Below are 13,906 nucleotides of genomic sequence, written 5' to 3'. Positions count from 1 at the left end.
ATTTAACAGGATTTATTTTTTAAGCTGCTCCTTATAAGGTATAGGATTGATATTAAAGCCGGTATGTATAAACCATATATTGGAGCTATTTCAGCGCTTACCTTTATGCTTATAAATTCAACCAAATCATCATGGCCCCTGAACATTATCATAGCTAGGGATATGATAATGAGGGAAATGGGGATTATATAGTCATTGCATGATGAAAGGCCGAAAAGCCTTTTTACTATGTTGAGCAATGCAAAAAAATACACTCCTATTTTTATAAAGCTTACGAAATACCATATAGGTATGAATAATATGTCAATACCGCTTATGTTGTTTCCTATCTCAAGGCTTCTGAAGTAATAATAAAAGGGAAAATCCAGTTTACTTGTAAGCGGTGCGCCAAAAAAACCTATTACCGTAGTGGATACCGCAAGAGTTATAACACCGCTCGCAAGAGCTGACAGCGGAAGCCATTTTTTAATATCCGCTTTATTTTGAAGATTGGGTATAAGAAAAAGCCATATTATGAGATCTTCATATACGGGGGCATGGGCAATTGTTCCGTATATTATAGGCTTTAGCCCGCCATTAAATACAGGAAGCAAATTTTTATAATCCAGCTTGTTTATCGATATCAAAATAACGATAAATACAAAGAAATATATGATTATGAAGGCTGCTTCGCTTATCCTCCCAAGTATTGGAATTTTCATGTATGACAAATATACGACCAAAGCCATTATAAATAAAGCGAACACCTGCAAGGGCACACTTGGCAGTATTGATAAATAAAAAAGTTCGCTGAAGTCTCTTAAATATACGGATGTAGAGGTCAAAAATATAAAAAAGTATAAGAGGTAAATGAACTTTGCAAGTATTTTACCCGCTCTATAGAGCAAAAATCATAAAAATCCTGGGCCTTGCTGTCGGCTATATGGGCGTAAAAATAGCTTAAGGCTATTCCCAAAATTGTACTGAGTATTGATGCTCCTATTACATATTGCTTGGTGCCACCACTGGTGACCATAGGAAAGCCTCAGAAAATCAGCAGCGAATTAAAAAATATAGTGGTCAGTAGGCATTGCTTTGCACTTAATTTTTCCACTATGGTCACCACCTTTACTCTTTAAGATATTCTAAGATGCCCCAGGATGAATATCTGGCTATTTTTTTAATAATAATGGCTGGGTTTAATATCCTCATATCGTTTATAAACAAGTAAAAGTATATAAAGGATACCATCATCATTGAAAGATACAGTATAAATTCTTTATAGTTTTTGTTTTTGATCATTTTTTTTGTCTGCAGATAGATCATTGATATATAAAAAGCGGTGAGCACAAAAATTATCATTCATTTTCCCTCATTATTGGTTTGGTTATGAATCCTGTTTTATTAATCTCTACATTCACTGATACTTTGAATTCCGCATCCTTATATATATCCCGCCACTTATCCTTCAGTGACTTCCAAATATGAGGATGCTTCCTATATACCTCTCCATTAAAGTCAAATATGTCGGCCTCATATTCTGTTTGCACTTTTTTTATTGTTCCAAGCACATCTTCTTTTGTTTTCTCTTCCAGCAGTGCCTTTATGATAGATACTTCTGTATGCTGATTTGCATTTTCCCTGAGTCCAAGCTCGTCAATTTGGCCGTTATAGCTTATATTGATATTGAATACCGGCTTATTGCCGCTTAAAACAGGGTCGATCTGCGTTTTAATATTTCTTATTATAACGGACACTGTATTATCTCTATAAATAACCGGTATAAGCCCTTCCTTGAGCTTACCTTTGATCAAAAGGAAAGCCCTTGTTTCATCTTTATTAAGCCAGCCCGAAAGTTTGCCATCCCTTATAACAGCAGCCCCTTCCAGCATGACTACGGTAGATTTGCCCTCAAGTATATCTCTGGTCTGTTCGGTAGGCTGGGGCGGATAGGGCAATATACGCAGGTTTATCCTTCCTAAAATTGAATCTTTATATTCTCCCGACAAGTTTGCAAGAAAATCCTTTATGTTTAAGGTGTAAGACCTTCCATGTTCTTTTGTGGCAGTTATCATGCCCAGGATTTCGGTTGAAATATCCCTGGACATCTCAGGCTTTATTGTCAGTATATCCTGGACCCTGCCTTCTGTGAGAAGCACATAACTGCTGTATTTTACTTCCCTGCTTCTTGCCATAGTGTCTGCGATTTCATGCAAGACATAGCTGGCAGCATCTTTCCCTATTATATATATCTTGCAGTGTATCCATGAAAGGGATAATGCCGACCTTAGCCTCAAGTTCCTTGTAGCATCAAGTATGGTTTTTCCTCTTTCAGTTGCAGTCCATATCATTTTTTCATTCTGGCCATTTTTGTTAGATGGGCTGCCAGCAGGAGTTATGGTGCTCACCGAGACAACGAATTCATCTGATTCACTGTCATAATCGATTGCAGTCGCAGATACTATACTTGTTTCATTTATTTCCCTTTTGTCTGTACAGCCTGTTATTATTATAGCCAGAATACAAACAAAAACTATGATTTTAAGTTCTTTTTCCATACGCTCACCTTATGCCGTATTGTGTTAATCACCCATACGATTTTTATTTCTGGGTTTTAGGAATAAAGGCCTTTTTTTCATAAATGGCAGGGGAGTCCTATAAATAACATTCTGCCAGTCGCTGAAATATATGGGGGCCAGGGGTGCAAGATAGGGTACCGTAAAGGATTCGAGCGATGCAAGATGTATAAGCAGTGCAACCAACCCTGACATTATGCCGAATATACCTAAAATAGACCCAAGTGCCATAAAGGGGAATTTTAACAGCCTTATAGCCAGCCCAAGATCATATGAAGGGGTTGCAAAGGATGCAATACCTGTTACAGCGACCACTATGACCATGATTTGTGACACTATACCTGCTTCCACTGCTGCTTGCCCTATTACCAGTGCACCTACTATGCTTACCGCTTGGCCTATTGTCTTTGGCAGCCTTATACTGGCTTCCCTTAAGGCTTCAAATGTAAATTCCATGAGCAGAGCTTCAACTATAGCTGGGAATGGTACCCTTGCCCTTGTTTCCATTATGCTCACAAGGAGGGGAGCGGGAACCATTTCCGTATGAAAATTGGTAACTGCGATATAGATTGCAGGGCCTAATAGGGATATGGCAAGCAATATATATCTTAAAAACCTTATAGCCGTTGCAGCATAAAGCTTTTGGTAGTAATCCTCGCTTGACTGCACATAGTGTATAAATACACTCGGCACTAAAAGTGCAAAGGGAGTCCCATCGGTCATTATTGCAGCCCTTCCTTCAAGAAGCGCCGAAGTCACGGCATCAGGCCTTTCGGTTCTTGATATAAGAGGCATAGGCGTGAACCGGTTATCCTCTATAAACTGTTCTATATATGAAGATTCAATTATTGCATCTATGTTTATTTTTGAAAGCCTGGTCCTTACTTCATTTAGTATGGTATTATCAATTATTCCGTCTATGTAGAGTATTGCAATATCTGTTTTTGAGTACTTGCCGATCTGGATCATTTCAACTTTAAGCTCAGTGGACTTTATCCTTTTTCTGATGAGAGAGATATTCACTGAAATGTTTTCTATAAATCCTTCTCTGGGGCCTATGACCACTGCTTCGGATTGAGGTTCTGAGACCCTTCTCTGTTCAAATTTTCTGCTGTCGATCAGAATCACATCATCACTATCGTCTGTAATAATCAGGCAATGTCCGCTTAAAATGAAAGTGATAATATCCTTTAAATCCTTTGTAATCCTTACCGATCCCGCATTTATAATCTTACTGGAAAGCTCATGGACCAGCCTATCCATATCATTTATGCCCACACTGCACTCCGACATGATGGGATTTATTACATTATCGTTGATTACTGACTTATCAACTATATTGTCAATATAAACAGCACATGCTTGTATATTGATAGTTGGAATTATAAACTCCCTGAATATAACATCATCACAGCTTTTGAATATGCCTTTCAATATATTTATATTTTGGGTTAAATCACGCACAAGCGAATCGGAGTTTAATATATTTTCGTTTATTATTTCTATTTCTGTATTCTTATACTTTCTGGGATGTTTTAAATTAATTTTTCTGGACATAACCATATCTCCTCAGGTAACTACTTTTTAATAGTATTTTTATTATTTTCCAATATATTCACCAAATTCTTCTTTTATTTTTTGGACAAGGGAGGCGCTGTGTTTAAGATGTGTTTTTGTTGATAGCAGTGTTCACGACAAAAAAATAGTTGATATATCAACTATTTTTGAATATAATCATATTTAAGAAAGAGGTGTCTATCTATGCTATTAATTCGCAATATGTGGTTGGACATGAAAGGAGTTTTGCGCTTGGCCCGGCAGATCATCAATGCGGAGCTTGAACCACTGAACCTATCAGGTGCCGAAGGCGACATACTCTTTCACCTTCTGACAGGCAGCAATAAACTTCAGCAGGAACAACTTGCAGAGCAACTTGACATAGGAAAGGCTGCCGTTTCACGGGTGGTGGATTCGCTCGAATCCAAAGGGTATGTCATGCGTGTACGGCAGCATGAGGATAGACGAGCGTACAGTGTCTTCCTCACTGATAAGGCTTTTTCGGTAGGTGAGGATATTAAGAATATTTACGATAAGCTATATATGCGCGTGAGAAAGGGTATAGCCGACGAGGAGTTTATCCATATCGAATCGCTGCTTTCACGTGTTGCGGCAAATCTTCAATCCGGGAGGGACAAATAATGCCGCTTGAATTTATAAAAGGTTATGGGATACTGCTTGGCTATTTTGCAGTCTGCGCATCGGGTGCACTTGTCTTGCGACGCCTGGTTGCAGTACCTGCGGAGGTTTTCCGTAAAATCTTGCACATCATACTCTTAGGTTCAATATTCGTCTGGACATATGCGTTTGAGACATGGTGGGTATCGGCAATGGCAGCAATGATATTCATAGCAATGGTGTTCCCTATTCTCGTGTTCGCTGAGCGTATACCCGGCTATTCCGAACTGCTTATCGAGCGCAAAAGCGGAGAGATTAAGAGCAGTCTTGTCATAGTGTTCAGTATGTTCGCAGTGCTGATTTGCGTTTGCTGGGGCTGGATAGGAGAGAAGTATTTAGTAATCGCATCTGTGTTTGCCTGGGGTTTGGGCGACGCAGCGGCGGCCTTGGTAGGCAAACGCTTCGGAAAGCACTATATAGAGGGGAAACTGGTTGAAGGCCGCAAGAGCCTTGAGGGAACTCTTGCGATGTTTGTGGTGTCTTTTGTTTCGGTTATGGGCGTCCTGCTTGTAAACGGCTCAGTGGAGTGGTATGGTTATGTCCCGATTGCCGCCGCCACTGCAGCGGTATGTGCAGTTGTGGAGCTTTATACGAAGGGCGGTATGGATACATTGACCTGTCCGTTTGCGGCGGCGGCAATTCTGATACCCTTGGTCCGTCTATGGGGGGTGTGATATCATGAAAGAAAAATCAGGCGAGCGTACACTTCTCGCTTCGGTAGTAATGAGTTCGCCCGGTCCAATAGTCGTGGGAGCGGCACTTTTTTTTGGCCGCTCATCTACGCAGCTCGCGGATTTCATTCGCCGCACGGCAGAACTGGTCTCGATAGTCGTATCATGGGCAGTGTTCCGCATTCTGCATAAAAGCGGTGAGCCGGATCCAGTGCGTAAGGATAAGCTGGAACGCACTGCAAATTTATGCGTTGGAGCGGCAATGTGTCTGTCCGGCGCAGCTATGCTGTTCATCGCATTGTTCTCGTCCAATACAGAAAAAGGGAACGTCATTCCGGGCCTCGTAATTGCAGTGCTGGGCGTAACGACGAACTCATGGTTCTGGTTGCGCTACCGCAAACTCAATATTGAAAAACCGGATGCGATACTTGCCGTACAAGGCAAGCTTTACTGTGCAAAGTCGGTCGTGGATGCTTGTGTGACGATCTCTTTGACATTCCTTGCTGCTGCTCCTGCTGCGCCTATGGCGCGGTATGTGGACTTGGGAGGGTCGATAATTGTTGCAGCTTATCTCATTATGAACGGTATTATTACGATATGCGGCAGAGATGATATAGTGATTTGGAAACAAAACTCATAAATGAAATGCTCCGCCGCCGAGGGACTGCCGGCATCAACCATAATGTTAAAGGTTGATTGGATTCAAATTTATTGAGCAAGAATTATAACTTCATTAAGATATGGTGGTGAAAACATGGATTTGCGTTTGAAATTCAATGAAGATGTATTAAATTATGATCGATGGCGTCCAACATATGGAACGAAAATATTCGATGATATAATCAATTATTCTAAAATAAATAGTACGAAAAAAGCCCTTGAAATCGGTATTGGAACAGGTCAGGCAACCTTATCCATTCTGCAAACAGGTTGCAAAGTAACAGCTGTTGAACTCGGTAATAATCTGGCTGAGTATGTAAAGCAGAAGTTTATGACATTCAGTAACTTTGAAGTGAAGAATGTTGACTTTGAAAGCTTCATATCTGGACAAAATCAATACGATATCATATATTCAGCAACTGCTTTTCACTGGATTCCGCAGGATTTAGGGCTTACTAAGGCGCATGGCCTGTTAAAGCCAGGCGGAACCATAGCATTATTCTGGAATCATCCATTTGTTAATCGCAAAAATGATCCTATACATGAAGAAATAAGGAAAGCATATAATAAATATATGCCTTCTGACGAAAATCCGATTGAATTTGATGGAAGCACTTGTAAGCGATATGAAGATAATTTATTAGCATACGATTTTATAGATGTTACTACCAAGCTATACAAGAATGTGCGAACCCTAACCTCACAAAATTACATATCCTTATTGAACACATATTCAGACCATAGGGCGTTACCGTACAGTATAAAAAAAGGATTAGAGGGTGAAATAGAAGAGGGGATAGAGAAATTCGGCGGTAAAATCACTATATATGACACCGTTGACTTGTACTTAGCCAAGAAGCCTTTGTTAGTTTTCTGATATTTGGATTGTGACTTTATTGTGATATTTTCAGAAATCTATTTTTTTGACTGCCATGTATCATCATAATACCCTTTAGAAACTGCGGGATAATCTGAGTATTCCCATCTCCTGCTTTCTTTCATATATTTGTCTGATACAAGATAATACTTATTAGGGCCTTCATCATCATCCCATGTTGCATCAATATGATAATACTTCTCTCCGATTTTAACCAAATTCCAGGAGTGTGGTATATAACGTTCACCCCCTCCTGGTGCTGCTTCCCCGGAAACATACATATTCTCAATTCCCGCTTCGTTTAAAAGCAATCCTAAGAGTTTGGTATAGCCATCACATACTACAGTTCTGCCTTTTAAAATTCCTATAGCTTCAAACATATACCTTAGCCCGAGAGGAGTCGGGTCTTTAGCCTGTATAAGGCTATAGTTGCCATGGTCAATCACATATTTATGAATGGCGGCCAGTTTTTCCAAGTCACTCATATTCTTGCCGGTTACTTCGCTTACTATCCTTTTGACTTCTGATTTGACAAAATCATACTCCTCTTGAGTATATAGGCCTGTTGCAAAATAATCTTCCTCATTTTCGGAATAAGCAATTTCCTGCCGTGTTTGAGGAGGCAGCAGATACTCACCGTTTGTCTTTAAAATACTCATGCTGAGAGCATGGCTCGGATAAGGCTGAACCGCCGCAAGCCCCTCACTAAATGAGTTTGCAGATAAGTACTCAGGCTCCTTAAAGGTTGATCCGTCCTTATTTATGTATCCATAAGCTGTAACAGGGTCTCCGTAAGGATCGGACAGCACATCTTCAACTCCGACAACAGCATGTCCTTCACTAAAGCTCTCGGCCCTCACAAATTTATGCTTTTGCCCCGTTTGAGAAGAATAAATTTCATCGAATATTTCTCCATCCATGTTCATAAAGGCGAAACCATTGTCCCCATCAATCAGAATCATGCCATCCTTTATGCTGCTGACAAAGCCTGAAGGCATTTCTACAGGCTCCATTTTTGTATTTATCAAGTAGCGGACAAACTTAAGCTCTTTTCCACTCGAATCATATTCTGAATATGGTACTTGTGGAAAGGACTCTTCGCTGTCGTCTAGTATATAGTAGGATGGGCCGCCGCTAAACATTGGCTTTATAAGCTTTAAATCATCGGTGATATACCCTACTTTGGGGCTGATACCGCTTCGGCCTGTAGGCATATCACTTATTTCTGTATGTATTCCGGCTACCGTAGAATTACTGCCGTAATAATAATAATCCGTTTCAAGAACAACATTGCCCCTTTTATCAATTAAACTCACCTTTTCATCCTTGTCGGTTACTACAGCGTAACCATTTTTGAAGGAATAACCACTGACAAACTTCTTATCAAAGGCAAGCTCACCTTTACTATCTATGTATCCGGTATAAGTGACTTGACTGTCATTTTCATCAAAGCACCTTACAAGGGCCAGGCCATCGGAAAATTCTGACGCTTCTTGAAAGCTGGGAGTGATTATCCAGTTTCCGCTTTTGTCAATATAGCCGTATTTTCCGGCATTTGTGTCAAGCTTGGGTTTCAGATCTATACTGCTTGAATTATCTATGTCCGCAGATACTATTATAGAAGATAGCAGCAGTATACAAATGATATTAATAATTATTTTTCTCATATCTCTCTCCTTATTTCCAGTTAATCTTGCCGTCTGGCATTACTTCAGCTTCATTGCCGTTCAAGTAAAACTTGTAGTTAAAATCTCCAAGAATTTCTACCCTGTCAAACAATGGAGCCACTAGCCAGGTATCATCCTTTTTTAGTAAGCCATACAGGTTTATGCCCTTTTCTCCAGAGTATTGTAAAGCCAAGGCAATACCTTTGTTAAAAGGAAAACCATGAACGAAATTTACCTTTTCACCGAGTACAATATTGCCATTATGATCTATGTATCTCCCTCCTGAACTTGTAAATACAAAAGCAAGGCCTTCCCGGTACGGGGTTGCAGTTGGATATATACCGCTTACTTTTTTACCGTTTTCATCTATGAAATAACATTCTGTATAGCTAGTATGTACAAGTCCTTTACCTTCGCTGAAGGGGTATGCGTACTGGTATTCTATATTGTCCAGAAACTTGCCGTCCTTTTTTATATATTTCTGTTTTCCGTTAATTGTTACAACTGCAATTTCATACTCTCCAACCGAGAGCATACTTTCTGAAACAGGCTCAATTACAGTTCCATCCATGAATACGATACCCCATTTTTCACCTTTTTTGATATGAAAATAGCCATAGTATCCATCATTAGTATCGGATGCGTTTACTGCTCTGAAAGCGCTATCCCAAACCGGCTTCACGACATAAGAATAATCCTTTCTTACGTATCCGATTTTATCACCTTTTGTAACTCTTGCTACCCCGTCTTCAAACATGCCTATCGAATCATAATCACCAACAGCACTGCTCTCCTCCTGATTCAGGGGAGTGAAGTCACTGTTTAGGAAGAATTCTTTCCCGTCCTTTTTCACCTTAACAACCGGGGGATTGCTTTTATCGTCTTCGTACGAATAAGACTTGGTTCCGTCTGGATTTATTATTTCTGTTTTTATTTGACTTGTATAAAAGTTTGTGTATATATAATCATAGACAGGCTCTAGCAGAGTCTTTCCATTTCTATCTATTATTCCCTCTTTTCCATTCAGCTTTACTTTTGCATAGCCATCTACAAAGAAGGAGTATATCTCATCATACTTTGGATCTATCAAATATGAATTGCTCGCTATGTCTAATATGCCTTTCTTTCCTTTAACCTCAACAAGAAGTAAATCAAAACCGCTCAATCTACCCGCTGAGTCAAATTTTTTATCGTCAATTAGTTTACCATCCGCATTTACCAATACAGTTTGTCCATTCAGTACTGCATAAATCCAACTGCCGTAGTTTCGCATATCATCATATATAGGCTCTACTATTTCATCACCGTTTTTTCCCAGAAGCCCATATTTACCGTTCAGTTCGGTCATATAGAGCGTGTCTCCCGAATCCCAGTGCCAGAGCCAGTCAAATTTCGGCTGTATTATTTTCCCATTATTAAAATAGAACCCGACCTTTTCCTTTCCATTTGTCTTTTTTGTAGTTCTGACACCATAATCTGTTGCCAGCATAACAGCGGTATATTCTGGCTCTATCAATTTACCCCTTTTTATATCATAGAAGCCATATAAATCGTCTGCCCTTACGTCAATATAACCTTTGCCAACATCATACTTACCGACAGAAATAAAAGAATATTTTGTATCAATAATCAGCTTTCCACTTGAATCAAGTAATCCGTAAAGCTTCTTACCGTTTTTTTCATTATATACAATATTATATCCGCAGCTTCCGGCTGACCAATAATTAGTGACACCGTCAAACTGGGGGCTTACGAGGTACGAGCCATCCTTGAGCACAAAGCCGTACTTTCTTCCGGCCTTGGTTTCGCCTGTTCCTATCATTGCAACCTCTGTATTTGTTCCGGGTATCTTGTGGAAATCTCCTGTTTCATCAAATTTAGGCTCGATTAAGTAAGAACCGTCCTTGTTAATAAATCCGTATTTAATTGGCTTACCAGAATCGCTAACTCCGACAGAAGCTGCTCCGCTTGAAAAGCCCCTGGCATCTCTGTATTTTGATTCAATCACTATTTTAGCTGCATTGTCAATATAACCGTATGTCCATTGACCTCCCCAAATGCCTATTACAGCTCTGCCTTCTGAATATTTACCAATATAGTCAAATATGTACTCCGGCTTCTTTTCTGCACTAGTAATAACTGTAATCATTGCAAAAGTAATAACGATAACAAGAAACAACTTAAGTTTTTTCATATTTACCTCCTTTAATGGTACTGCGCACAATGTTAACTGTTGATTTTGTCTCTAGAGTGTTCATGTAAATAACCTCTCTAGCAAACTAATCTTATAATATCAAAAGGATTATAGCATATCAATATTTGTCCGAATATGCAGAATTTGCTGCTTATTCTATCTTAGCAGCTTTTGCACCTTTGCATGGTCTAGTTACGAAGGTATCCGTGCCGTATATATGAATGGCTCCCGGACGAATCCTAATGTGTCTAAAAATATATTTAAGGATTATGATATTATATATATAGTGCCGGAAACAAAATCTTTTTATCAGGATGAGACTTGGATAGATTGAGCGGAAGTTATCGGCAGAACTGCAGGAAAATAGATGAAATCGGAAAAGGAAGACGATAATGATCTATTTAAATACTTTTACATTTCCAAATGGAGATATGGAATTTAACTTTTTTATTGGTATAAAAAGAACATGCTACGACTCGTTTTATCCGTTTAAGATATTATCAAGGCATGGTCTTGAAAGAATTGATTTTGAGCCGGTTACTATCTTATATGGCGGAAACGGCTCAGGAAAATCGACAGCTTTAAATGTAATAGCAGAAAAAACCGGGATCAATCGTGATTCTATCTATAACAAATCTAATTTTTATCCCGACTATGTCAATATGTGTGAGATGCGGCTTGAAGGCGGTATTCCTGAAGGCAGCAGGATTATCACCAGCGATGATGTATTTGATTATATGCTGAACATCCGTAATCTCAATAAAGGAATTGACCAAAAACGGGAAAAACTTTTTGATGAATATTTGGATGCGAAATATTCTAATTTTATGATGAAATCTATAGCGGATTACGAGCAGCTTAAAAAAGTAAATTCAGCCAGAAGTAAAACCCAGTCTCGTTTTGTGAGGCATGAATTGATGGATAATGTACGGGAATATTCGAATGGAGAAAGTGCTTTCCTATATTTTACCGAAAAAATCGCCGAAAACCGACTCTATATATTGGATGAGCCGGAAAATAGTCTTTCCCCAAAACGCCAGATGGAATTGATGAAATTTATTGAGGATTCTGCAAGGTTCTTGGGCTGTCAGTTTATTATATCGACACATTCGCCATTTTTGCTTGCCATGCACGGAGCAAAGATATATGATCTGGATGAAAATCCTGTCGATGTGAAACGGTGGACAGAACTGGAAAATGTGCGCACATATTATGAATTCTTCAAAAAATATGAAGACGAGTTTTGATGCTGAAAGTATGCCCCTGTTTGGGCAGGCTTTTCCTGCAATAGCTCATAAGGGTTTATCTACAACACAAAATATACAACAACCGATATTCTTCCCAAAATTTCGATCCACTCTTAGCGAAAAAATGATAAAATTAGGACAAGGGAGTGGAAGAAAAATGGAAAAAGAAAAAGTTCGGAATATCCATGGGATAACAACGGGGACTGTTACAGAAAACTGGGATGCGGACGGAGAACATCCGGGCATGGTCAAGGTGGAGGTCTTCTTAGAGGAAGAAGGCAAGACCATGACCGATTGGATGCAGGTTGCCCAGCCTTACGCCTGCAATGGCTATGGTACTTATTGGCTGCCGGAAGTGGGTGACGAAGTGCTTCTGGCCTTTCATGGGGGTGAAGTGAGCCGGTATTATGTCATCGGTTCACTTTGGAGCAAAAAAGATAAGGAACGTCTGGAGATACATACTCCGAAAAATCTGAAAATCACCCTGGAAGATGAGAAACAAATGATCGTGATTCAAGATAAAGATGGGAAAAATATGCTGCAGATCGATGGGGAAAACGGAAAAATTGTGATAGCCGCAGAAGACAACATCTCCTTTAAAGCAGGCGGAGATAGAGCTTCTCTGGAACTGGACGGTCGTGGTGGGAAAGCCGCGTTAAAAGCAGATATCATTTCACTGAAAGCCAATGCCTCCTTAAATATTCAATCTTGTGGCATCCTGGATCTGAAAGGCTCAATGATCAAAATCAATTGAGAACGAATTTTTATCAATCCAGGCGCAGAAAGCCAGCAGGCATTGGATGAAACAAATTAGCTTGATCTGCTGAAAACGCAGAAAAAAGGAGGAAAATACGTTGGGAATGTGTGTGTGCAATGGTGCCATACTGTCGTGCTCTTTTGGTTTGGCGCCATCTTCTCTTATGGTGATGCCCCAAAGCAGGGTGATCACTTTCAGAGGGCCTGTTGCCAATATCATGGACAATAAGCCGATGGTTAATGTTCTGCCTTTCGGCATGTGCCAGTCCCTGGCAAATCCGACGGTAGCAGCTGCTACGGCGGCAGCATTAGGCGTATTGACGCCGATGCCTTGCATCCCTGTCACAACTGCACCGTGGACGCCTGGTTCACCCACGGTGCTCATTGATGGTATGCCAGCCCTGAATAATACGTCTAAATTGATGTGTGTGTGGGGTGGTGTGATTCAGATCATTGATGCGGGGCAAGTGACGATTCAGGTTCCGTAAAGAAACTGAAAGAATTTGTTATTTTTAGAATTGCACAGAAGACGAGAGAACAACGATAATAAGGAAAGAGAGGAAAGAGCATGGCATTCAAGACTGAGTTTGAATTTGAACTGCCCAAGGGCTATGTGGATAAGGAGGGGAATATACATAAGAAAGGTCTTATGCGCTTGGCGACGGCGGCAGATGAGATATTGCCCATGCGAGATATACGTGTGCAGCAAAATCTGGGCTATTTGAACATAATAATTTTGTCGAGGGTTATTACCAGACTAGGTGACTTCAAGATGGTCGATACGAATATTATTGAAAACCTATTTGCTTCTGATTTTACCTATTTGCAGGAATTTTATAAGAGTATCAATGAGATTGGACAATCCCCCATGCAGCCGGAGGAATGAGATATTTTGATAACACTTGTTTTTGTATACGAAAATGATATAATGAAATCAAATAGATATGGAGAGGGATTCATAATGTATTGTCCGATTTAAGCGTAAATAAAGCAATAATTTGTGCTGCTTGCGGCAGTACTGTTTTTTATGCTTAAATTTAAGAT

The 13,906-nt window shown here is 39.8% G+C and carries 14 protein-coding genes and 1 pseudogene; 9 read left to right on the top strand and 6 right to left on the bottom strand.

From position 1 onward, the window contains the following. Nucleotides 1-2 precede the first annotated feature (2 nt). The 4 genes from LJD61_RS13150 to LJD61_RS13135 form a co-directional block, all read right to left on the bottom strand. Complete coding sequence (locus tag LJD61_RS13150) at nucleotides 3-887, bottom strand: GerAB/ArcD/ProY family transporter (RefSeq protein WP_255228013.1); 885 nt, start codon at nucleotides 885-887, stop codon at nucleotides 3-5. A 220-nt stretch (nucleotides 888-1,107) separates the two neighbouring features. Then, nucleotides 1,108-1,341, bottom strand: coding sequence for a hypothetical protein (locus LJD61_RS13145; RefSeq protein ID WP_255228012.1), 234 nt, complete (start codon nucleotides 1,339-1,341; stop codon nucleotides 1,108-1,110). Further along, entirely contained in the window at nucleotides 1,338-2,537 is a 1,200-nt protein-coding gene (locus tag LJD61_RS13140) for a Ger(x)C family spore germination protein (RefSeq protein WP_255228011.1), read from the bottom strand. The genes LJD61_RS13145 and LJD61_RS13140 overlap by 4 nt, the downstream gene beginning before the upstream one ends. Nucleotides 2,538-2,561: 24 nt before the next feature. Beyond that, nucleotides 2,562-4,112 carry a spore germination protein gene (locus tag LJD61_RS13135; RefSeq protein WP_255228010.1) on the bottom strand — a complete coding sequence of 517 codons (1,551 nt, stop codon included), beginning with the start codon at nucleotides 4,110-4,112 and terminating at the stop codon, nucleotides 2,562-2,564. A 234-nt stretch (nucleotides 4,113-4,346) separates the two neighbouring features. Here LJD61_RS13135 and LJD61_RS13130 point away from each other — a divergent pair, with 234 nt between their 5' ends. From LJD61_RS13130 to LJD61_RS13115, 4 genes are all read left to right on the top strand, one after another. Beyond that, on the top strand, nucleotides 4,347-4,754 hold the full coding sequence (locus LJD61_RS13130) for a MarR family winged helix-turn-helix transcriptional regulator (RefSeq protein WP_255228009.1): 408 nt from the start codon (nucleotides 4,347-4,349) through the stop codon (nucleotides 4,752-4,754). After that, nucleotides 4,754-5,464, top strand: coding sequence for a diacylglycerol/polyprenol kinase family protein (locus tag LJD61_RS13125; protein WP_255228008.1), 711 nt, complete (start codon nucleotides 4,754-4,756; stop codon nucleotides 5,462-5,464). Before LJD61_RS13130 ends, LJD61_RS13125 begins: the two co-directional genes overlap by 1 nt. Nucleotides 5,465-5,468: 4 nt before the next feature. Then, complete coding sequence (locus LJD61_RS13120) at nucleotides 5,469-6,101, top strand: cation transporter (RefSeq protein ID WP_255228007.1); 633 nt, start codon at nucleotides 5,469-5,471, stop codon at nucleotides 6,099-6,101. Nucleotides 6,102-6,215: 114 nt separating this feature from the next. Next, nucleotides 6,216-6,998, top strand: a complete 783-nt coding sequence (locus LJD61_RS13115) for a class I SAM-dependent methyltransferase (protein ID WP_255228006.1) — start codon at nucleotides 6,216-6,218, stop codon at nucleotides 6,996-6,998. A gap of 38 nt (nucleotides 6,999-7,036) precedes the next feature. On the opposite strand, the gene LJD61_RS13110 is transcribed toward LJD61_RS13115, so the two are convergent. Together LJD61_RS13110 and LJD61_RS13105 are read right to left on the bottom strand one after the other, a co-directional pair. Beyond that, nucleotides 7,037-8,665 carry a WG repeat-containing protein gene (locus LJD61_RS13110; RefSeq protein WP_255228005.1) on the bottom strand — a complete coding sequence of 543 codons (1,629 nt, stop codon included), beginning with the start codon at nucleotides 8,663-8,665 and terminating at the stop codon, nucleotides 7,037-7,039. A gap of 10 nt (nucleotides 8,666-8,675) precedes the next feature. Further along, complete coding sequence (locus LJD61_RS13105; protein ID WP_255228004.1) at nucleotides 8,676-10,859, bottom strand: WG repeat-containing protein; 2,184 nt, start codon at nucleotides 10,857-10,859, stop codon at nucleotides 8,676-8,678. A 142-nt stretch (nucleotides 10,860-11,001) separates the two neighbouring features. On the opposite strand from LJD61_RS13105, the pseudogene LJD61_RS20560 reads away from it, so the two are divergent. The 5 genes and pseudogenes from LJD61_RS20560 to LJD61_RS13080 all read left to right on the top strand — a co-directional run. Then, a pseudogene (locus tag LJD61_RS20560) lies at nucleotides 11,002-11,190 on the top strand (aminoglycoside 6-adenylyltransferase); the annotation flags it as partial. A gap of 61 nt (nucleotides 11,191-11,251) precedes the next feature. After that, on the top strand, nucleotides 11,252-12,106 hold the full coding sequence (locus tag LJD61_RS13095; RefSeq protein WP_255228003.1) for an AAA family ATPase: 855 nt from the start codon (nucleotides 11,252-11,254) through the stop codon (nucleotides 12,104-12,106). A 157-nt stretch (nucleotides 12,107-12,263) separates the two neighbouring features. After that, the gene (locus LJD61_RS13090; RefSeq protein WP_255228002.1) at nucleotides 12,264-12,860 is read left to right on the top strand and encodes a phage baseplate assembly protein V; all 597 of its coding nucleotides are present in this window, start codon (nucleotides 12,264-12,266) and stop codon (nucleotides 12,858-12,860) included. A 100-nt stretch (nucleotides 12,861-12,960) separates the two neighbouring features. After that, a complete protein-coding gene (locus LJD61_RS20795; protein WP_408615433.1) occupies nucleotides 12,961-13,350 on the top strand; it encodes a DUF4280 domain-containing protein in 390 nt (129 codons plus the stop codon). 80 nt (nucleotides 13,351-13,430) lie between these two features. Beyond that, nucleotides 13,431-13,748: a phage tail assembly protein gene (locus LJD61_RS13080; RefSeq protein WP_255228001.1), complete on the top strand. Its 318-nt coding sequence runs from the start codon at nucleotides 13,431-13,433 to the stop codon at nucleotides 13,746-13,748. The last annotated feature ends 158 nt before the right edge of the window (nucleotides 13,749-13,906 follow it).

The organism is Lutispora saccharofermentans, assembly GCF_024363565.1.
Lineage (GTDB): Bacteria > Bacillota > Clostridia > Lutisporales > Lutisporaceae > Lutispora > Lutispora saccharofermentans.
The sequence above is the reverse complement of the archived record's forward strand: the minus strand, read 5'-3'. Positions and strand labels throughout refer to the sequence as shown.